The 20,657-nt window shown below is 55.4% G+C and carries 17 protein-coding genes; 14 read left to right on the top strand and 3 right to left on the bottom strand.

Features of this window, described 5'->3' with window-relative positions:
* Positions 1–163: 163 nt before the first annotated feature.
* Entirely contained in the window at positions 164–715 is a 552-nt protein-coding gene (locus PA598K_RS27385; RefSeq protein ID WP_128659985.1) for a helix-turn-helix domain-containing protein, read from the bottom strand.
* A gap of 143 nt (positions 716–858) precedes the next feature.
* Here PA598K_RS27385 and PA598K_RS27380 point away from each other — a divergent pair, with 143 nt between their 5' ends.
* From PA598K_RS27380 to PA598K_RS27370, 3 genes are all read left to right on the top strand, one after another.
* Complete coding sequence (locus PA598K_RS27380; RefSeq protein ID WP_128659984.1) at positions 859–1,272, top strand: DoxX family protein; 414 nt, start codon at positions 859–861, stop codon at positions 1,270–1,272.
* A 29-nt stretch (positions 1,273–1,301) separates the two neighbouring features.
* Positions 1,302–2,072 carry a DODA-type extradiol aromatic ring-opening family dioxygenase gene (locus PA598K_RS27375; protein WP_128659983.1) on the top strand — a complete coding sequence of 257 codons (771 nt, stop codon included), beginning with the start codon at positions 1,302–1,304 and terminating at the stop codon, positions 2,070–2,072.
* A gap of 158 nt (positions 2,073–2,230) precedes the next feature.
* A complete protein-coding gene (locus PA598K_RS27370; RefSeq protein ID WP_128659982.1) occupies positions 2,231–3,673 on the top strand; it encodes a nicotinate phosphoribosyltransferase in 1,443 nt (480 codons plus the stop codon).
* A 10-nt stretch (positions 3,674–3,683) separates the two neighbouring features.
* On the opposite strand, the gene PA598K_RS27365 is transcribed toward PA598K_RS27370, so the two are convergent.
* Positions 3,684–4,220 (bottom strand): GNAT family N-acetyltransferase, encoded by a 537-nt coding sequence (locus PA598K_RS27365; RefSeq protein ID WP_128659990.1) that lies wholly within the window; start codon positions 4,218–4,220, stop codon positions 3,684–3,686.
* Positions 4,221–4,477: 257 nt separating this feature from the next.
* On the opposite strand from PA598K_RS27365, the gene PA598K_RS27360 reads away from it, so the two are divergent.
* The 6 genes from PA598K_RS27360 (at position 4,478) to PA598K_RS27340 (ending at position 11,244) form a co-directional block, all read left to right on the top strand.
* Entirely contained in the window at positions 4,478–5,968 is a 1,491-nt protein-coding gene (locus tag PA598K_RS27360) for a helix-turn-helix domain-containing protein (protein WP_128659981.1), read from the top strand.
* Positions 5,969–6,077: 109 nt separating this feature from the next.
* Positions 6,078–7,076, top strand: a complete 999-nt coding sequence (locus PA598K_RS27355) for an ABC transporter substrate-binding protein (RefSeq protein ID WP_128659980.1) — start codon at positions 6,078–6,080, stop codon at positions 7,074–7,076.
* The gene (locus PA598K_RS36580) at positions 7,077–7,904 is read left to right on the top strand and encodes a hypothetical protein (protein WP_185602255.1); all 828 of its coding nucleotides are present in this window, start codon (positions 7,077–7,079) and stop codon (positions 7,902–7,904) included.
* An 81-nt stretch (positions 7,905–7,985) separates the two neighbouring features.
* Complete coding sequence (locus tag PA598K_RS27345) at positions 7,986–9,632, top strand: copper amine oxidase N-terminal domain-containing protein (RefSeq protein WP_128659979.1); 1,647 nt, start codon at positions 7,986–7,988, stop codon at positions 9,630–9,632.
* A 209-nt stretch (positions 9,633–9,841) separates the two neighbouring features.
* Positions 9,842–10,015, top strand: coding sequence for a hypothetical protein (locus PA598K_RS36575; RefSeq protein WP_185602254.1), 174 nt, complete (start codon positions 9,842–9,844; stop codon positions 10,013–10,015).
* Positions 10,015–11,244, top strand: coding sequence for an MFS transporter (locus PA598K_RS27340; protein ID WP_128659988.1), 1,230 nt, complete (start codon positions 10,015–10,017; stop codon positions 11,242–11,244). Before PA598K_RS36575 ends, PA598K_RS27340 begins: the two co-directional genes overlap by 1 nt.
* A 559-nt stretch (positions 11,245–11,803) precedes the next feature.
* Here the strand turns inward: PA598K_RS27340 and PA598K_RS27335 are convergent.
* On the bottom strand, positions 11,804–14,605 hold the full coding sequence (locus tag PA598K_RS27335; RefSeq protein ID WP_185602253.1) for an endo alpha-1,4 polygalactosaminidase: 2,802 nt from the start codon (positions 14,603–14,605) through the stop codon (positions 11,804–11,806).
* A 489-nt stretch (positions 14,606–15,094) separates the two neighbouring features.
* On the opposite strand from PA598K_RS27335, the gene PA598K_RS27330 reads away from it, so the two are divergent.
* The 5 genes from PA598K_RS27330 (at position 15,095) to PA598K_RS27310 (ending at position 20,587) form a co-directional block, all read left to right on the top strand.
* Positions 15,095–16,195 carry a Gfo/Idh/MocA family protein gene (locus PA598K_RS27330; RefSeq protein ID WP_128659977.1) on the top strand — a complete coding sequence of 367 codons (1,101 nt, stop codon included), beginning with the start codon at positions 15,095–15,097 and terminating at the stop codon, positions 16,193–16,195.
* Between the two features lie 11 nt (positions 16,196–16,206).
* The gene (locus tag PA598K_RS27325) at positions 16,207–17,103 is read left to right on the top strand and encodes a carbohydrate ABC transporter permease (RefSeq protein WP_128659976.1); all 897 of its coding nucleotides are present in this window, start codon (positions 16,207–16,209) and stop codon (positions 17,101–17,103) included.
* Between the two features lie 6 nt (positions 17,104–17,109).
* Positions 17,110–17,949: a carbohydrate ABC transporter permease gene (locus PA598K_RS27320; RefSeq protein ID WP_128659975.1), complete on the top strand. Its 840-nt coding sequence runs from the start codon at positions 17,110–17,112 to the stop codon at positions 17,947–17,949.
* Positions 17,950–18,023: 74 nt separating this feature from the next.
* A complete protein-coding gene (locus tag PA598K_RS27315) occupies positions 18,024–19,388 on the top strand; it encodes an ABC transporter substrate-binding protein (RefSeq protein WP_128659974.1) in 1,365 nt (454 codons plus the stop codon).
* Between the two features lie 167 nt (positions 19,389–19,555).
* Positions 19,556–20,587 (top strand): LacI family DNA-binding transcriptional regulator, encoded by a 1,032-nt coding sequence (locus PA598K_RS27310; RefSeq protein WP_128659973.1) that lies wholly within the window; start codon positions 19,556–19,558, stop codon positions 20,585–20,587.
* Positions 20,588–20,657 lie beyond the last annotated feature (70 nt).

Raw genomic sequence — 20,657 nt, 5'->3', positions numbered from 1 at the left:
ACGAACCAGCCTCCTTATTTTAAGGTCTATACTCCCAATTATAGCACATACGTTCGTGTCAGGCCACAAAAAAACACCGATTCATCTCCCGCTTATAGAAGACGGGAGTATTCTCGGCTTAGGTGGATAAAAATGCCCCGGTCCCAACGATGCGCTGAACCCACTATATAAATTCCTTCTCGTTGTCCGTCTCCGTATAGATGGCGATCAGTACGATCGCCGTATCGTCGCCGATGTTCTGCACGCGATGAGGCGTGCATGCGTTCCAACTGAACGAGTCCCCTTCCTCGAACTCACCGGCGTCTTCACCTTGCTCCGCATAGACTCTCCCACGCAGCACGACATGAACCTCTTCGCCCTCATGGGCATGGGGCGTCTCTCCCGTCGATGCCCCAGGCGGCATCTCAACGATTCGCATCCGCACATTTTTCGTCTGGCTCAGATGGGCTACCTTGAGCTGCTCGGAGCCGCTCGTCGTGATTTGTCTATCTTCCTTCCTTACGATATGCATCCGTTCTTCTTTTTTTAGCAGCAAATACGCCAAAGGTACATTTAACGCTTGCGCGATACTTTCCAATGTAGCGATCGAAGGAGAGGTTTTATTCGTCTCCACCTGGCTCATAAAGCCTTGGGATAGTCCGGTGCGTTCGCAGATTTGAGCAATGGTAATGTTTTTCCGCTTCCGTATCGCTCGGATCGTCGAGCCGATATCCATTTGCCTCACCCCAAAATATTAGTTATACGAAACTTAATTACATATTAACAATTTTCCTGTTGACAGGTCAACTGTAGATGAGTTAGATTACATATACAGAAATTAGTTTTCTATTACTAATATTTTTTGGAGGAGATAGACGAATGAAGAAGGTTCAAGTTGTGGCAGCTATTATGCGTGTGGTAATTGGTATCCTGTTTGTGTTTCACGGCGTGGACAAGTTTCAGATGGGCCTTGGCAATGTCGAGGGCTGGTTCAGCTCGATCGGCGTGCCCGGATTTCTGGCTTATGTCGTGGCGATTGCCGAGCTGGTCGGCGGCATCCTGTTGATTATTGGTTTGTTCACCCGTTATGTATCAGGGCTGCTTATCGTCATCCTTGTCGGTGCGATCTTTAGCGCCAAGCTGTCGGTTGGCGTGTTGGGGGATGGCCAGATGGCTGGTTACGAGCTGGATCTCGCCTTTATTCTCGTCTTGCTGCATCTGTTCGTCGCGGAGCCGCTGTTTGCCGTCGACCGTCTGATTGCGGGCAAGCGCAACGCTTCTGCTGCAGGGTAAGGATATAAGACTCACTAGGAGGGGAAACTATGATGCCCGCATACTTTTTTGCGCATGGCGCGCCGTCTCTGGTGCTCGAGAACAATGACTATACCGACCTGCTGAAGCAGTTCAAGAACCAAACGCAGCGTCCCAAGGCGATCGTGCTGTTCTCCGCGCACTGGGAGGCGTCGGCCCAAACGATCGGGGCAGCCGAGACGTACGAGACGATCTATGATTTCGGCGGATTCCAGGATGAGCTGTATCAGATGACCTATCCGGCCCATAGCGACCGCGGTCTCGTGGAGGACATCCAGACGTTGCTATCACAGCATGGCATCGCAAGCGTCCAGGATGAGCAACGGGGGCTGGATCACGGGGCTTGGGCTATCCTCAAGCTGTTGTATCCCGAGGCAGATATCCCTGTCGTCGCACTGTCTGTCAATCGTCACTTGTCCAATGAGCAGCAGTATGCGATCGGCAAGGCGCTGGCTTCGCTGCGGGAGAAGGATGTACTGATCATCGGCAGCGGCGGCACGGTTCATAATCTGAGACGTTTGAACTGGCAGACGGACGGGATCGACGCTTGGGCCGAGCAGTTCGACCAGTGGATTCAGGAGAAGCTTGAAGCGTGGGACTTGGAGGCGTTGTTCCGCTATCGCGAGCTCGCGCCGCATGCCGAGACGGCGGTGCCGACGAGCGAGCATTTCATTCCGCTGCTGCTGGCGATGGGAGCAGGCGACGCGACCCGCAAGGCCAAGCTGCTGCATCGCAGCTACCAATACGGCAATCTCAGCCTAAGCTGCTGGCAGTTCGATTGAGGCCAGCGATATACGCTTCATCAATGGGCAAACTACACTCTGTGTCGGTTTGCCTTTTTGGCGTTTAGGCGAAAGCGCCTGACTATGCTATACTTCTACATTAAAGAAACGCAAAAAACCTCTCTAACTTACAGCGACGACGACATGAGGTGATGGGATTGAATTATGGCAACTTGAGTCTTCATACGGACAAATATCAGATCAATATGATGTACGCCCACTGGGTCAACGGCTCTCTCCATGAGAAGGTCGTGTTCGAGGCGTATTTTCGCAAGCTGCCGTTTGGCAACGGGTATGCGGTGTTCGCAGGACTGGAGCGGATCGTCGATTACATGCTTCATTTGCAATTTACGGATGAGGACATCGATTATCTGCGACAGCAAGAGGAAGGCTATGCCGAAGGCTTCCTGGAGGAGCTGAGACGCTTCAAGTTTAGCGGAGATCTGTACGCCGTCCGCGAAGGCACGCTCGTCTTTGCCCACGAGCCGCTGATCCGCGTCGAGGCGAGCGTATTTGAGGCGCAGCTCGTGGAGACCACGCTGCTCAATGTGATGAATTACCAGACGCTCATCGCGACCAAAGCTTCCCGAATCAAGCAAGTCGCCGGAGGCGATACGCTGCTGGAATTCGGCACCCGCAGAGCGCAAGAAACGGATGCAGCTGTATGGGGGGCAAGAGCGGCTTACATTGCTGGGTTCGATGCGACGTCTAACCTTAGGGCAGGAATGCTGTTTGGCATTCCGACCAAGGGCACGCATGCGCATTCGTGGGTGCAGCATCATGATACGGAAGCAGAAGCCTTCCGGAAATACGCAGATGCGCATCCGGATCATGTCTCTCTGCTGGTGGACACGTATGATACATTAGGCAGCGGTGTACCGAACGCCATCCGAACGGCCCAGTATCTGGAGGGGAAGGGGAAGCGGCTCCAGTCGATCCGCATCGATAGCGGCGATATCGCGTACACCTCGCAGGTAGCAAGGAAGATGCTGGACGATGCCGGACTGTCTTACGTCACGATCATTGCCTCGAATGATCTGGATGAGAACATCATCATGGATCTGAAATCGCAACAAGCCCAAATCGATACCTGGGGCGTCGGTACACAGCTCATTACGGCAGCCGATCAACCATCGCTCGGCGGAGTCTATAAGCTGGTGGCACGTATGAAGAACGGTAAGTATGAGCCTGTCATTAAGATATCCGGCAATCTGGAGAAGGTCACCAATCCGGGAGTAAAGGAGATATTCCGATTAATCAATTCGAAGACGGGGCGAGCGGAGGCCGATTATCTCGCGTTACGGGAGGAAGGGCAAGCGGAGGCCGGCGACCCGATTAACCTGATCGATCCGGCGCACCCGCTTATGAACAAAGTGGTTCGGGATTACGAGGCGGTGGCGCTGCTGCACCCTATCTTTAGGAATGGGGTCTGTGTGTACACTTTGCCCTCATTGGCTGAGATTCGACAGCATCACCAGGACGAGCTTCGTTTATTTTGGCCGCAATATCTTCGGAAGTCCAATCCTGAGATATACAGGGTTCATCTAAGCGAAGCTGCTTTGAACCTTAAGATGAATCTCATTAACAAATACCGAAGGTGACGCCTTCAAGTCAGAAACTCTTCGGTAACGGTTGTGTCCCGGTATCGGTGGCATATACTTCCTTATACAAGATATGCTTCATTTTATTGAACTCCAGGGGGGAGATCCGCACCGGATAGCTCATGATCCGCAGGGGCACAGCCGGTTCTCCCGGGCGAAGCGAAGGCTGGACGTACTCGTAGTCCTCCAGGACAAACCCTAGTCGTTCATAAAATCCGATGCGTCTGCGCTGCTGTTCATCCTCAGGCTTCTCGACCTCCAATATGACCGGCAGGTTCGACTGTGCCAGGAAACGACGCACCAGTCGCTTGCCGACCCCGCCGCCTCGGAGGGTAGGGGAGACGGCGATATGCTCGATAAACCGGAAGTGCTCGAATTCCCAGCCTGCTAGAAATCCAATGACCTCCTGCTGTTCATTTCTCTCTATCAGCATATGGTATGGGGGCAGGGACAACAGCTTCTTTTGTTCAGCGTATCCCCGAAATTCTTTCTTCGGAAAGGATTGCTCCATCAAGTCATAAATCTGATCAAAGCATTGCGTGACCATTAGTTCTGCACCTTGCTTTCTCTCGTTGTGGATATACAACCACTATAACCCGTGGCACCCTATCAAGGTCAAGCTCAAGGTCAAGGCTACCTGACTATGCTATAATTCACTCAGGTGGCTAGAGAGAAATAACCACCGCTAACCCTACGGTAAGAGGAGCGATTACACTGGAACCGTGGACGATAAAAAGCGCACATGTACATGATTATATCTGTCTTCCTCAATCGACAAAGTCGAGGGTGTGGAGGACGCACGTCTTGTGCCAGGTCGTCGGCGGGCACGGAACTGTGACCATCGATGGCATGCCGGCAACCGCCGCTCCAGGCGAGGTATTCCTGTTCCTGCCCGGTATGCATATGATCGTGGAGGCGCAAGGGGAGCATGCCCTGGTCTTGCGGATGATCCTGTTCGCATGCCGGGCGGCCGAGCCTCCCCATGCAGCGGTGCGACTGCAGCAGCTGGGCTATCCGGCGTCGGGCAAGCTGCGGCTGACAGAGGAGCTCGGCGAGTCCGAGCCATGGCAGCGGCTGTCGGACGGGAGCGGCGCAGCTGCCGACAGTCCGGATCTGGGGCAATTGCGCCGCTCGCTGCATGAGCTGCTGCTCCAGATCCTGTCAGCTTATGAGCAAGCACCGCCAGCGCGTGCCGGGATGGATCGTGCGATCGACTGGATGACCAGACACTATCATGAGGAGATGAAACTCGAGAGGCTTGCCCGTCTGGCAGGTCTGAGCGTCAATCACTTCCTGAGGACGTTCAAGCGGCAATTCGGCACGACGCCGATGGGCTATATGACCAGCCTTCGGATGAATCGGGCCAAGCAGCTGCTGTTCTCCCCCGACAGGATCAAGACGATTGCTACGCAGGTTGGCTATCGGGACGAGCTGTATTTCAGCCGGGCGTTCAAAAAATCCGAAGGGATCGCGCCAACGCTGTACTTGAAGCATAAGGTGCAGCGGATCGCCACAATGTACTACGGACTCGACGACTATATCCGTACGCTAGGTCTGCAACCCGTATCGCGGTTGAATTATGCGAGACGTGTCGCTCGGCCGATCGACGAGGAGATAGCACTTTCCCGGCGCGACACAGGCTACAATCTGGAGCCGCTGCGCGATAGCTACGGCTTGCTGCAGCAACTGCGGCCGGACTTCATCCTCGCCAGCAATCGTTGGTCTCCACGGCTGGCGGTGCAACAGATCGCGCCAGTTGTGATGCTGGAGCATAGCGATCATCTCGTCTCGCGGATGACCGAGATGGCGGACATCCTCGGACGGCAGAGCGAGGCAGCCCGCTGGATGGAGGCGTATGCAGCGACGCAGCGCGATTGCCGGGAGCGCATTGCGACGCGCTGGGGCGGGACGAGCGTGCTGTTGCTGCGGATCACGCCCGATTTTTGCAGATTGTACGGGGCCGACTGTCAGACCGGCGTCCTGTTGTATGACGATCTCGGGATGGCCGCGCCGCGCGGACTCGCCGATCGCAATTGGGTGACGCTAACGGATGTCGATCAGCTGCGAGCCTACGAGGCGGATCATATATTTGTGATGCTCGATGAGATGCCGGGCTCCTCGGAGCGATGGGCCAGGCTCCTACAGTCTGAGGCTTGGCTGTCGCTGAGCGCGGTCCGGGAGGGACGAGTGTACGATGCGCGGGACTTGTTTTTCCAGACGCTGGGGCCTGGCGGGCGGATCGCCTCCATGCGCTACGTGGCTTCGCAGCTCGGCAGGCAGAGCCTTCACGGCTAACGTCGCCGACGTGAGGAGGGACAAGAGGGTGAGATTGTCCATGGCGCGAGCCGTCCTTTTTGACTATGATAATGATTATTATTATTACTAGAAAAGGGGATATCCATCCATGCTACGAACCAAACCGTCACTGTTCCTCCTGTTAATCCTGCTGACCATGCTGCTCGCCGCGTGCGGCAGCGCTGCCGAAACGCCATCCGATCCGACTCCGCCTGCCGCAGGCGAGAGCGAAACGCCGGCTGCAGAAGAGGAAGGCTCCACCCAGCAAGTCGAGCATCTGAAGGGCACCTCGGAGGTGCCTCGAACGATCGAACGGATGGTGGTGCTGTCGGCCGCCTATGTCGACCATATGCTGACGATCGGCGAGAAGCCGGCAGGCGTAAACTCGGAGACGCGTTATGGCGCCGACTACTTGCCGTATCTCGCGGACGAGCTGCAGGGCGTGCCGACTGTCGGATCTGCAGATAGCCCGAATCTCGAAGCGATCCTGGATATCAACCCGGATGTCATCGTGATCGAGAGCCGTACCGCCGAGAACACCTATGAGCAGCTCGAGAAGATCGCGCCTACGATTGTCTTGGGGACGGAATGGCTGGACTATGGCGAGGAGGCAGACTTCTGGACCGCCGACCTGCTGGCGATCGCCAAGCTCTATGACAAGGTGGATGTAGCCGAGGCGCGCATCGCCGAGGTGAAGGAACAAACGGCCCAACTGCGCGAACGTATCCAGGCCCTGCCTGAGAAAAAGCTGGCCTATCTGCGTATCCGCGAGAAGACGCTGCAGATCTATGCCCAGAAAGGCCATCCGACCACCACGCTGCTCTATGAAGAGTTGGGCTTCGAGCCTTCGGCGGTGACGCCGACCGAGGATCGGGAGGATCTGTCTCAGGAGCGCATACCCGATCTGGACGCGAACTTCATCGTCACCGAGGTCGATCCGAACGGCGAGCAGCTCCAGGAGGAGATCATAGCGAGCGCGCTCTGGCAAGCAGTTCCGGCTGTTGCCGCCGACCAAGTACTGCAGACGGATTCCTTCTGGCTGTTCAAGGGCTGGGGTGCGATCGGACGTAGCGAGATCATGAATGAGCTGACGGAATGGTTGAACTAGATGGCGCTGTTCAAGCCATGGGGAGGACTGACGCTTCCCGAGACGATGCGGCGTTTGTTTGTTACGGAGCTGAGAGAACCGGGGGAGCGAGCTGAACGAGGGCAGGGTGACGCTTACCCCTATCGCTTGCATGATCTGGCCGCAGAGCCTCAGCGGGAAGAGATCCTCTCGCAGCTCTGCTCGCTCCAAGGCCTGGAGCGGGGCAGAAGGGATCGCTTGGTCGCAGGCACATTGCTGGCCAAGCGTTACTCGGTCTATGCGATGGCTGTCGCAGCGGCGATCAGCTTGTATGATCGTCTGCTGGCGGTCGATGGAGCTGTAGTACGTTTCGAGCCGCGGTCCGAGGGAACACTCCGTTATGAGACGGTGATGCTGGACGGAACGCTTGCCGTCGATCCTATGCATCTCGACAAGCGGTACCGCCAAGTTAGAGAGCATCGCACTCGTCTCCAAGAGCAGACCCAGCATCTATTCGATTCGTTGTCTGAGACGACGGGCGCAAGCGTAAAGGTGATGTGGAGCTTGGTTGCTCATCAGGTGCAGCAGGGCTATGCGCTTATGCTCGAGCGTTACGCGCCGCATGCGACCGAGTCGCGCCTGGCTTTGATCCGTCAGGATCGGGAGGCCTGGCTCGCGAGCGGGGACAATCGCTTCTCCTATCGCTGCCAGCCCTTTGAGCATGCCGCCTACCAAGGCGAGCCTCTGTATGTGCGACCCTATTGCTGTCTGGCGCATCGGATGACGAGCTCAGATCACGCGCACGGCTTTTGCAACAGCTGCCCCAAGCTCGGGACGGAGGAGCGATTGCAACAGTTAGCCGGGCACTAGGGCATGTCTGCACACTTAGCAACTTATTCTCCTTTCCAACGTCTAAATGGATAATACAAGAAATTGGAGGAGAAATCGAATATGCGAAAACCAGGCTTGCTCTTGATCATTTGTACATTATTATTATCCTCCTTGGGCTTGCACGGCAGCTCTGTCCACGCCAAAAGCGCATTGGAAGCCCCGCCGACGATTCGGGGAGATGCCGCTGCGCTATACATGAGGCCGCACGAGCTGACAGCCAAGCTGAGTCAACGCTCCCTGAATCTGGATGGAAAAACCATCCAGGCTGCACCGCTGGTCATGAAAAACGATCGCTTATACTTCCCGCTGAAATGGCTGGAGACGACCGGGATGGCGACTACCCACTGGGATGCCAAGACCGGCACCGCCTGGGCGGATTTTCGGAGCGAGAATGCAAGTTATTTCTCCGGCGTGCGGATCAAGCCTGGAGATGCCAAGCTGTATACTTACTATAACAACAAGCTGGAGGCTATCGAGGATGTAGGTCCGTATGCGCCATCCTTCACCCAGAACGGGCAGCTGTATATCCATGCGGCGCTTCTGCGTTGGATCGGCGCGGAGTACGTCTGGAGCAACAATGAGCTGCGTATAACCTGGAGCGACAAAGTCGTCGCCATGCAGCGCGACTCCTTTACGACCACTTCGGATAAGGTCACCTTCAGCGTCCTCGCGCAAAAGGAATTTGGCCGCATCGATATTATGAATAGCGATGGCACTGGCGGCTGGGGCAACGTCATGGACAACTTGAACGGAACAGAACGAACGGTAGGCGAGCCGATCACGGTCGGCAACCGTACCTTCATCCGCACCGAATATACGATGGACGTTCGTCCGGGCAAGACGCCGCTCCAGATCCTTTCGCAATATGGCGGAGGCTCCCTCGTCATTCATCGCGACGTCACGGATCCCTCGTCCGTCCCAGTCCGGTACCACAGTTCGCCCATAGAAAAGGATGTCAGCTTCACCCCGGACACCAAAGGCTACCAGCGCATCCAGGCCGGAGAAGCGGTGACTGTTGCGGGGACGGTGACGACGAGCGATATTCAGAGCAACGCGATGACGCTGCAGCTTGCGAAGTATCAAGACGGCGAGTACCGGTATGTCGGAGCAAAACAAACGCTCCCCTTGGATGATAAACAGCAATTCCAAGGCAGTCTCACGATCGACGAGCCCGGCTATTATATCGTCAACATTTTGAGTCCCGCTGTATTCGTCGGCGGCATGACTTCTCCATATGGCGCGGTCAAGTGGGCGGAGATAACGGTAGAGGTGCTGCCCAAAGGGACTTCGCCACAACCACAGCCTCAGCCAGCCATCGGACTGGTCATTAACGGCATTAATTATGTGGATGCGGATTCGCGCTACAGTATTTATTTGAATGAACAGCAACGCGTCATGGTGCCGATCCGTCCGATCCTGCAGGCGTTGCCGGCCATCAAGGAAGAGGATCTGTCCTGGAATGCCGCTAACCAGCAGCTGACGATTGCCCCTGTTGGCGAAGACGGAACCGCAGCATTTGTGTTCAAGCTGAAGGTCGGGGATCGACATTTCACACTTAATGGCGAGCGTAAGGAGATGGACAGCCCGGCCGTTAACAAAAACGGCTCCATCTACATGCCGCTGCGCGCCGTCGCCGAAGCATTGGATCTGAACGTGAAGTGGGATGCAGCGGCGAAGACGGTAGACGTGCGGGCGAAGGGGAAGTAACTCTATCGTTCCATTCTCGGTGACCTAGCATGAGACATACGGCAAAAAAGACCCCCGCAGGGGTCTTTTTGCTATTCCTTGTCAATCGCGTTCCTGATCGAATCGACTCCCATGAAATTAAGACAAGACTTCGCGGGTGGACTGTGATAACCTAGCATCTAGAGAACGGAGATGCGACTCCGTCGTTTTTAGACGTGGGAGGGATAGCGATGCCCGGAAAAAACCGATCTGTAACATGGGGCATCTTGATCGGCTTGATTGTCACAGTTCTGCTTGCGACGAACCTGATTTCATCGGAGGGACTGCAACGGTTCCTCGAGTCCGCCTTGGCCGTAGTCATTGACATCTATGATTTCTTCCTTCGATTATTTGGCGTCATATGATGACGATATTCCCCAGGCTGAAGGGCAATAGCAGGGGCTGTCTGGCATTTGAGCCGTTGTTCCTGATTCCTTACAGTATGTTCATCACCTATGCGACGATCTATATGAGCAAGCTGGGCCTGAGCGAGACGCAGATCGGCTGGGTGACTACGCTGACGCTGATCGTCCAGGTGTTCTCCTCGTTCATCAGCGGCTACTTGACCGACCGGATGGGGCGCAAAGCGGCGCTACTCACCTTCGATCTGCTCAGCTGGTCGATCGGGACGCTGCTATGGGCGGTGTCGACGAATGTCTGGTTTTTTGTGGCAGCGGCTGTCATTAATGGCTTCCAACGCGTGCCGCATACGGCATTTTATTGCTTGCTCGTCGAGGATACGGAGCCGAGGGAGCGGACCTACGTCTTCACGGTGCTGCAGGTCATTGGCGTCATCGGCGGCTTGTTCGCACCGCTTGGCGGACTGCTCGTCTATCAGTATGGTCTAGTGACGGGTGTTCGCATCATGTATGTGATCGCTTTTGTGCTGATGACGCTCCAGTTCCTCGGCCGCCATTACACGACACGCGAGACCGAGATGGGCCTCCGCAAAAAACGCGAAGCGCGCGAGCTGGGGCTGCGGGCCAGTCTGCACGATTATCTGGCGACGATCCGGGCCGTCTTGGCCGACCGCGGCTTGCTGCTCATGTTCGGCGTCTATATCCTGTTCAACTTCCAGATGACGATCAAAGGCACCTACCTCGCGTTGTATCTGGCAGATGAGATCGGCATGGCAGACGATTGGATCTCGCTGGTGCCGGCCGTATCCTCTGTCGTCATGCTGCTCGTGTTATGGCAGATCGTCCCGCGCATCACCGACAGACTGATGAACCGTACGATGCTGTGGGGCTTCATCCTGTCAGCCGTCTCCAATGCGATCCTCGCCTTGACCCCGCCGGGGGCGATCAGCCTGGTCGTCATCAGCACCGTGCTCGCCGCTGCCGCCACGATGATCACCGCGCCTTACCTGGAAGCGGTCGTCGCCAATGCGATCGACGACGAGCGTCGCGCCAAAATGTTCGCCGTCCTCTCGGTGCTTGTGCTCCTCGTCGTCTCTCCCTCGGGCATTATCGGCGGCTGGGCGTATTCGATCGCCCCGCAGATTCCGATGTGGCTGGTGACGGCTGCGTTTGTGCTGAGCCTTCCGCTGCTCCTGGCGGGGATGCGTCGGAGCAGGCGGATCGAAGAAGGCTAATATATTGTACGAATATCCGAAGCTATCAAGAAGCGTATGGGACAGCGGATCAGATAGAAAAACTCTGCTCCCGGCTGAGAGATGCGCTGCAACGTGATCATGAATCGCAAGCATAATCGGCGGTTGGGCCGCCACGGCGCGTCTCGCCGCTGTAACGGTCACATGTGCACCTTAAACGCTGATTTTAGCCGTTCACCAATTGTAACGGACAAATGTGTTTCTTAAACAGTCAATCGGGCTCTCACATCGACTTTTTGTCACGCTAAGCAGCAAAAATGTCCGTTAGATCACGGAAATGGCCTGGATAGCTCGCTAAGCTGCATATTTGACCGTAAGCGCTGGCGAGGAGGTGAGATCGACTAGGAGCCGTTTAGATGCGCGCAGCAATTTACATTCTATTCTCTTTAAAAAAGCCATCCGCACCGATGATCGGGACGGATGGCTTTTTTTAACTTGCTGTCCCGCTTGTTGTGCCGCTGCTGTGCTACGAAAGAACAGCACATGACGATTTCACCTCGTCTCAGCGGCCTCTCAACAACCTCTCAGCAGCCTCGCATCATCAACTCAACGTATAGCTCGGCAAGCTGCTGCCGGAGCCCGGAAGCCGGTGAGTGGCCGAGTCTCCCTTGACATAGCCGACCCGGATCGTATCGCCCGGTTGGATCCAGCCGAGATAATCCAGACCAAGCGAGATCTCGATGTTCGTGCCGGTGGCCGCATACTGGTACGCTCTCAAGTCGTCGATCTCATGCCAGGACCAACTGTTGTTATGGCCTACATACTCATACAGCAGTCCGCCCTCGACCAGATAGTCCGCGCCCGTGACGCCCCAGGTCGGATCGGCGAAGCCAGTGGAAGCATTATTGTCGATATCGATGAAAAATTGCGCCTTGCTGCCGCTCAGGCCCGTCCCCTCAACATACAGGTACAGATCCCAATTCGTATTGTATGCCTTCAGCTTGGTCACTTCGCTGCTCCCCGTGGCGATCGCGCTGACGGAATTCCAGTCCGCGAAATTCCCATCAATCTCAATGCCGCTAGCAATCGCCGCAGGTGTCGACGTAATCGCAGTGCTCTGCGCAGATTCATTGCCTGAATCGACAGCCGTAATCCTGAAGCTGTACGCCGTGCCGTTCGTTAAGCCGGTTACGATATAGCTCGTGCCGACGACAGGCGCAGTCGTGATTTTTACGCCATTCTGATAGACATGATACCCACGCACATCGGCTTCGGCATTGGCATTCCAGGAGAGACCGACTTGCCCGTCTCCGCTAACGGCCGTCAATCCGGTTGGGGCAGTAGGGGCGACGGTGTCATGATAGACGATGTTGTCGATGTACAGGGACCCGGAGTAGGTCGGCGACAGATCGGTCGTGTTGATAATCCGGATCTCGATCGACTTGACTCTGTCGGCCTGGAAGCCATCTTTTGCGCCATCCCAGCCGCCGATATACGTGCCGTCTACGGCAGGGTTCAAGGTGACGGTCTGGAACGTATCCGAGAGGATAACCGGATTGGTCCATACTTTGACATCGTTGTTGTAGTCCTTCAGCTCGATCTCGAACGACTTGCCCGCAGTAAGCGGGGTGGAGGCTTTCACTTCGAGCGTGACCGTGCCTTGCGACAGATCGACAGGGACGAACCACTCCTTGGACAACATTTTCGCCGCGTTTTTCCACGCCGATGTTCCCAGGACGGTCATGTCCAGACGGGCCAGACCGCTCTCGGCGGCCAGCGCGATGCTGTCGGGACTTGGCGGATCCGTGACGCCGCGCAGGCTCTTCCAGTTGCTTACACCCGAGGTGAAATCGTCAATGACCGGATTCGGCAGCGGCATCGACTGGATGTCCAGTCCGCTGCCCCAGGACGCTTCGGTCATGCCGCTCACGAGCGCTTTCCAATCGTAGGACGGCGCTTCATTGAGGAAGCGAGTGCCCATCGAGGGTACAAAGCCGTTAGCCCAAGCGCGATCTACGCTCGTCTGCATGATGGCGATCTGTTCGGACGTGGTGTCCTTCGCATAATCATGCGTCATCCCATGGAACCACTTCGCCGATTTGACCGGCTTGCCATCCTGGTCTCGCAGCGCCGTACCGTCGCTGTTGTACTGGAAGCGGATTTTATTGATCTTGTTCGCGATGCCGTCCGACCAGATATATTCATTGCTGTCCGGCGGATACGCATGATACCACTCCACGTTCATCCCGTTCGAGTCGACCTCGCTGCTTGCCCACGTCGTCGTGAAGCTCTCGAACATCAAGCCGTCGATTGACCCGGACACATCGAGGCTGTCGCCCGTGCCGTTCAGCAGGTGGAAGCCGCGGTTCATGATAATTTTTTTGTCCGGGAAGGCGGTCTTCATATCGTTGATCAACGTGGCCATGCCGGCAGAGGAAGCGGAGAAGTCGATGTTGCGGGAGGCGTCCACGAAGATAGAGGTGTCTACTGTATCGAGGAACACGCCATCGTAGCCCTTCGCATAGATCGCAGGCAACAGCTCGTCGATGACCATGTCGCGCCATAGCTGCTTGTTGGCGTCGATATAGTAGGAGTGCCAGTTCAGGTTTTCCAGCGGGTCGCCATTGGCATCGGTGAAGTAGATGTCGAGCGGTTGACCGTTGGCATCCTTCATGATCTCTCTCGTCTCTCCGATGGAGATATACCCGATGAGGAACGTCTCGGCGTTTAGTTCCCTGATGTTCCTGAGCGTCTGGATCGATACGACGTCCGCATCCGGCTCCAGCACGATCGCATCGTAATCGGCATACATCGCCAGCTCGCTATCGATGACCGTATCGCCGGCATAGTTCACCAGGTAATTGCGGATGTTGTCCCAATTGCCGGTCGAGGCAGTGGGCGGGGTGGCGGCAGTCAGCGTATAGCTCGGCAGAGCGGCGCTTGCGGCAGGCAGCCTGTCCGTAGCCGAATCATTGACGATATAGCCGACATCGATGGTGCTGCCGTTCGTCAGGCCGAGCAGAGACAGCGGGACGGAGAGCTCAACGACCGTGTTGTTTTTCGCATACTCCGTCGACTGCAGGACGCCCACCTGCGTCCAGGACCAGCCGCCGCCTTCGTTTTTATAGACGATGGCATTTTCGATCAGATAGTCCGCGCCATTCGTTCCCCAGCCGCCGACATTAAAGCCGGTTGCCGGATTGTGATCCGCATCGATAAAAAATTGCCCCTTTACGTCCAGTCCCGTTCCGCCAACATGCAGGAACAGTCGGCTTTCATTGTGATGCGCCTTCAACACCTGGGCAGAGGCTGTGTTCGTTGCCAGGGAGGAGAGGGAGGACCAATCGCCTGCGTTGCCGTCGATCGTAATAATCCCGCCTGCAGCAGATGCATAACCTGACATGGATGTGACTGATAAGGTAACAAGAAGACCAAGGCTCATAAGACACGTACGAAGGGGACTTTTCCAAGCTTTCACTAGCCAATCACCTCACTGTTTTTATTGTCTTCTTAGGCCTGACCTGATGAAGCTTGCAGCGATGCCTACGTTAGGCATGCATTTTTATCACCTCCTCTCGAGGGTGCCCCAAGCGATTGGATCTAGCTTTGCGCAAACCTCGGAAAATCTGTTTTGTTTGGGGCAAACTTATAAGCGTATCTTAGTTGAACCTTTTGGAATTGTCAATCCTTATTTTAGGGAATCATTCGGCGGAATCTGATACATTACCGGTAGGCCAGCAGCGGGATTGCTTTCTAATGAGGCTGGAATAGTTGGCAAAAAAAGTTTGACAATCGCTAGCCTGTGAATTAGAATCGAAGTATGATTTTGGGGCAAATAATTAATTTGGTTGGCAAATTGCCCAAACTTAATCGAGCTGAGAGGACGAGGTGCATGGGGGAAAAGATTAAGATGGCATTTATTGGCGTGGGGGATATGGGGTCGCATCATGCGATGGGCTTCGATATGATCCCAGGCTGCGAGGTCCAGTACATATGTGATCCGGATGAGCGTAATGTGGAGCGAACGTTAAAGGAACTCAAACATAGCGAGCCAATTATTTGCGCAAATTACGAAGAAATTGTTAGAAATCCTGACATAGACGCCGTCGTCATTAGCGTGCCGAACCATCTGCATCGGGAGGTCGCCGTACCTTTCCTGGAGGCTGGCAAGCATGTATTCCTGGAGAAGCCGGTCGCCCCGAATGTTCAGGATTGCGATGCGATTGTCGCAGCGGCAGAGCGAGCGGGGACGATCCTGCAGATCGGGCTGGTGTATCGGTATTCTAATCTGTACCGCAGGATGGCCAAGGAAATCCAGGCTGGTCGCTTGGCCGACGTCACCATGATGTGGTGCAAGGAATTTCGGGAGCCGTTTCCGCCGGTCGACTGGTTTTACGATGCTTCTCGTTCAGGTGGCGCGTTAGTAGAGAAAAACTGCCATCATTTCGATATTTTCAACTGGATGATCGGTGCCAAGCCGGTCCGCGTATTCGCATCTGGCGGTCAGCATGTGATCCGCAACGGCCAGAGCAAGCTCATCACCAATTCGTATACACATTATGAAGCCAAGGAGATCGATCATAGCTCGATCGTCGATCATGCCTGGGTGATGGTCGATTATGACAATGGCAGCAAGGCGAATCTCGGGCTTTGTATGTATCTGCAGCCTCGCAATCTGATGGAGGAGGGACTGGAATTTGGATTGATCGGCAGCAACGGCGCGCAAATGCAAGCGAAAAAGGACAAAACGATCCATATTTATGGCGGAGAGGATTACACGAAGGAGCATATCGACGTCGATGTCCGGTCGGACTCGATCGCGGGTGGACATACCGGCGGGCAAACGCAGCGCAAGGAGTTTATCGCATCGATCCGATCCGGTCAGCAGCCTGTTGCTTCGGCAGGCGTAGGAAGAGAGGCATTGCTGGTCGCTCTTGCCGCAGAAAAGTCGATTCGCGAGGAACGGTACGTCTATCTTAATGAACTGGAATAGAGGGTGGTCTTTTGGACAGGCGCAAAAAAATCGAGAACGCAAAATTTTTCCTTTTCATTTCACCTTGGATGGTTGGATTCACCGTCTTTTTTCTGATTCCTTTGACGACAGCGGTCTATTATGCCTTCACCGATGCCCGCATCCCCGGCGCTGCAGATTTTAATTTTGTCGGGTTGGACAATTTTACGGCTCTGTTCCAGGATCGCATCTTTGGCAAGGCCGTGCTGAACACCTTGTTTTTTGTAGGGATCGGCGTACCGGTCGTCACCTGCGGCATGCTGCTGCTAGCGCTGTTGCTCAACGCGGATGTGAAGGGAATTGCCTTGTTCCGAACGTTCTACTACCTGCCAACATTGGTGCCGATTGTGGCGACGGTCATTATATGGAGACTGGTCTTCAATAGCGAATTCGGCATTCTGAACGCAGTCCTCGGCACATTCGGTATCGCCAAGATTAGTTGGCTAGGCGAGGCATGGTCGATTAAGCCGGTTATCGTATTGCTGCAGGTCTGGATTTCCGGTAGCGGGGTGCTGATCTTCCTGGCCGCTCTGAAGGGCGTGCCGTCTCACCTGTACGAAGCGGCCAAGATCGACGGAGCCGGCGCCATCCGGCGTTTCTTCTCCGTCACCCTGCCGATGATTAGCCCGGCAATCCTGTTCGTGCTTGTCATTCAGACGATGTACAATTTCCAGATGTTCACCGAAGCGCTGCTGCTGGCGGAGGGCGGACCGAATTACGCTTCCTACACTTATGTGTACGATATTTACAAGACAGCCTTTACCGAGCTGCGGTACGGCATGGCGATGGCTCAGTCGATGATTTTGTTCGCGATGATTTTGGCCGTCACGCTCGTGCTCCTGAAATCATCGAACAGATTTGTTTATTACGAAGGCGAAAAGAGGGGGTGATCCTGTATGCGGGCAAGTAAAAAATCGGTCTCGTCTTCCATCAAGGTGTACATCCTGCTCGTCGGCGTACTGGCCGTCTTTATCGGACCGCTCGTCTGGATGCTGTCGACGATGCTCAAGACCAAAGCCGAAACGTATCGTTTTCCTCCGACGATTATCCCCGAGGACATTACGTTTGGCGCATTCCATCGTTTATTTAGCGTTCAGCCGCTCATGTGGCAATGGATCGGCAATTCGGTCATCATCGCCGTCCTGGTCGCGCTCGGCACCGTCATCTCGAGCTCGATCGCGGCCTATGGCTTTGCGAGATTCGAGAATCGGTATAAAAACGCGCTCTTCCTGATCGTGCTGACCACGTTGATGATCCCGGCGTCGGTCATGATCATTCCGTCGTTCGTGTTGTTTGTGAAGCTGAACTGGATCAATACGTGGCTGCCGTTAATTGTGCCCGCTTGGCTCGGCGGCGCGTATTACATCTTTTTGTTCCGTCAATTCATCATGGGTATTCCGCTCGAGCTGGATGAGGCGACGTTTTTGGACGGGGGCGGGCGCTGGACCGTATTCCAGAAGGTGGTATTGCCGCTTTCCAAGCCGGTCATCATTACGGTGCTTATTTTCTCCTTCGTCTACGCTTGGCTTGATTTCCTTGGACCGTTTCTGTACCTGAAGAGCAGCGAGATGTTTACGCTCAGCGTGGGATTGCAGCTGCTGATCGGTCAGACGGGGCAGGATTTTCCGGCGCTCGCAGCAGGTGCGTTCATCAGCATTTTGCCGATCGCCGTCATTTATTTCTTTGCCCAACGCTTTATCGTCGAGGGGGTGGTGTTGACCGGCAGCAAAGGTTGACGCGCATCGTCGGACGGGTCAGGCAAGGCTTGGCAAGCGGCAATACCAAACAACAGAAAAAGGGGAAATGTTCTTTGGAAGCACGCAAAGGATGGGCATGGGCAAGCACGATGATGTTGGCAATGGCGCTGGTAGCGGCAGGCTGCGGAAATGGCACGAACGGCAATAACAAGCCGGATACGACGGGCGAGAGCACCGGCAATAATCAGTCGACCAGCAGCGAGAAGCCGCAGGAGAAGGTGACGATCACCTACTCGCAGTGGGGCACGGCCGAGGAGTTGCAGCGTACCCAGGAGCTGCTGGATACCTTCATGAAGGTGTACCCGAATATTACCGTCAAGCTGGAGGGCAAGGATTGGGGCACGTATTGGGACGGACTGACAGCTGGCGCTTCCGGCGGCATCCTGCCCGATGTGATGAAGACGAGCTTCGCTTATGTGTCCAAATATGCCGAGCTCGGCATCTTCAAGGAGCTGGACGGCCTCTTGGACAGCCACAGCTTCGACCGCTCCGCTATCGCCGACGGTATGCTGAGCATGCATCAATTCGGCGGCAAGCAGGTGTCGCTCCCGATCGACGCCAATGTCATCATGTTCTATTACAATAAAGCATTGTTCGATGATCCCGCCACCAATCCGAAGCAGGCATCCTACCCGTCTACAGAGCCAACCTGGGAAGAGGTGCTCGATATCGCGACGAAGATGACGCTCGATACGAACGGCAAAAATCCCGGCGAGGACGGATTTGACAGCAACAACATCAAGCAATGGGGCATGTCTACCGTCCCCGGGGCAGATCTGGGAATGTTCGAGCCGATCCTGTACTCCAATGGTGCGAAGCTGATCAATGACGACGATACGGTAGCGCTGAATACGCCGGAGGCGCGCGAGGTCATCGACTTCTTCATCAAGGCGACGCAGCAAGGGGTCAACACCTCGCCTGCGCAGATCGAAGGGATGGGCGGGGTCCAAAATCTCGCGATTACGACCGGCAAGGTCGCGATGAATCTCGCTGGCAGCTGGAATGTGGCCCACTATGCAGACGCCAATATCGATTACGGCATTACGCATGTGCCGAAGTTCCAATCGACGCAGACGGTCATACAGCCTGCGGGCGTTGCGATGAGCGCATCGACCAAGCATGAGGAGGCGGCGTTTACGCTGATGTCCTGGCTTGCAGGTCCCGAGGGACAGACCGAGCTGGCCAAGCAAGGCTTTTCCATTCCTTCGAACAGCCAGGCGGCCGACGCCTACCTGGAGACCGCAGGAGCCGAGTTCAAGATTTTCCTCGATGCGCAGGCATTTGGCATTTCTGCGCCGTATAGCGTGAAGAAGACAGACCTGGTCTTCACCCACGGCACTCAAATTCTCCGCGACCCATTGTCAGGCAATGGAGATGTAGAGGCGGCGATTGCCGATCTTCAAGCGGCCCTTCAATAACGGATTGCTTAGTTTCTATCAGTTGAACGATATGTGAAAACTCATCCTTGCTGTGCGGTGGCTTGCATCGCCTGCGGGATGAGTTTTTTATTTTCATTCCCGTTTGCCCCAAAGCTCCTGATCTGCTATAACTAGAAGAGATGTAAGCTTTGGAAGGAGGAAGCGTAGTGGCAAAACTGAAGGATATCGCCGATCACGTGGGCGTTTCGATCTCAACCGTGTCGCGCGTCATCAATCACGACGAGAGTCGGGTGGTCAATGCGGAGACACGGAAAAAAATATGGGATGCGGCGCAAGCGATAGGATATAGAAAGAAGCAGAACGGAAAGTTGCCCCAAAGAAAAAAGGAGGCTAGCAAAACGTCGTTCCGACTGGGATGCGTCATCGCGGTCCCGCAAAATAAGTACAATCATCCGTACTTCTCCGTCATCCTCGAGGGGATCGAAAAGGGGGTGCAGGCCGAGGGGTATCGACTGGAGTTCCTGCGCAGCATGGGAGACGGGGGCGACCTGCACGAAATTCAGAAGCTGGTGAAGGAGCATGCGATCGACGGGATCATCGTCGTCGAAGGGATCGACGCCGAGGTGTACGCCTGGATCAAGCAACATGTACGCGTCGTGGTAGGCATCGATCTAGCCGATCTGGAGGTGCCTGTCGTGGCCTACGACCGCGTATCGGCGGCCAAGGACGCCGTGCGGCATCTGATCGCCCGCGGCCACCGGCATATCGGCTTCATCGGCGGCGTCGGACTGGGGGGCTCGATCGAGCGGGAGAAGCGGTACAAGGGCTACAAGGAAGCGATGGAGGAGGCGGGTCTGACCATCGATCCCCAGTGGGTGATCAATGTGAACTGGGATGTCTCGCAGAGCTACGAGATCGTCAAGCAAGCGCTGCAGCAGCAGTCGAATCGGCCGACCGCCTTTTTCTCTGCGAGCGATATGATGGCGATCCCAGCGATGCGCGCGGTGACCGAGCAACAGCTGGCGATCCCCGAGGAAGTGGCTTTTTTTAGCGTCGATAATATCGAGTTCTCGGCCTTTACCTCGCCGCCGCTATCGACGATTTGCGTGCCGAAGCTGGAGATGGGCCGCGTCGCCGCCAACCTGCTGCTCGATTACTTGAACCAGAAGTATAACATCCCGATCCGGGTCTATGTGCCCTATGAGCTGAAGCTGCGCCAGTCATCGGGGGATGCTTAATACACTCGAGGCTTTGCGCAAAACATCGTATCTGTGATCCCATCCCCAGAGCTGTCTTGCAAGGCATTGC

The organism is Paenibacillus sp. 598K, assembly GCF_003851045.1.
Taxonomy (GTDB): domain Bacteria; phylum Bacillota; class Bacilli; order Paenibacillales; family Paenibacillaceae; genus Paenibacillus_D.
This window is presented reverse-complemented; position numbering and strand designations above follow the sequence as displayed.

Excerpts from the sequence above, each read along its gene's own strand:
- PA598K_RS36575 (WP_185602254.1), top strand. The coding sequence starts at position 9,842 with ATGCCCGGAAAAAACCGATCTGTAACATGGGGCATCTTGATCGGCTTG.
- PA598K_RS27335 (WP_185602253.1), bottom strand. The coding sequence starts at position 14,605 with ATGTCAGGTTATGCATCTGCTGCAGGCGGGATTATTACGATCGACGGC.
- PA598K_RS27385 (WP_128659985.1), bottom strand. The coding sequence starts at position 715 with ATGGATATCGGCTCGACGATCCGAGCGATACGGAAGCGGAAAAACATT.
- PA598K_RS27320 (WP_128659975.1), top strand. The coding sequence starts at position 17,110 with ATGCGGGCAAGTAAAAAATCGGTCTCGTCTTCCATCAAGGTGTACATC.
- PA598K_RS27355 (WP_128659980.1), top strand. The coding sequence starts at position 6,078 with ATGCTACGAACCAAACCGTCACTGTTCCTCCTGTTAATCCTGCTGACC.
- PA598K_RS27375 (WP_128659983.1), top strand. The coding sequence starts at position 1,302 with ATGATGCCCGCATACTTTTTTGCGCATGGCGCGCCGTCTCTGGTGCTC.
- PA598K_RS27340 (WP_128659988.1), top strand. The coding sequence starts at position 10,015 with ATGACGATATTCCCCAGGCTGAAGGGCAATAGCAGGGGCTGTCTGGCA.
- PA598K_RS27345 (WP_128659979.1), top strand. The coding sequence starts at position 7,986 with ATGCGAAAACCAGGCTTGCTCTTGATCATTTGTACATTATTATTATCC.
- PA598K_RS27330 (WP_128659977.1), top strand. The coding sequence starts at position 15,095 with ATGGGGGAAAAGATTAAGATGGCATTTATTGGCGTGGGGGATATGGGG.
- PA598K_RS36580 (WP_185602255.1), top strand. The coding sequence starts at position 7,077 with ATGGCGCTGTTCAAGCCATGGGGAGGACTGACGCTTCCCGAGACGATG.
- PA598K_RS27365 (WP_128659990.1), bottom strand. The coding sequence starts at position 4,220 with ATGGTCACGCAATGCTTTGATCAGATTTATGACTTGATGGAGCAATCC.
- PA598K_RS27380 (WP_128659984.1), top strand. The coding sequence starts at position 859 with ATGAAGAAGGTTCAAGTTGTGGCAGCTATTATGCGTGTGGTAATTGGT.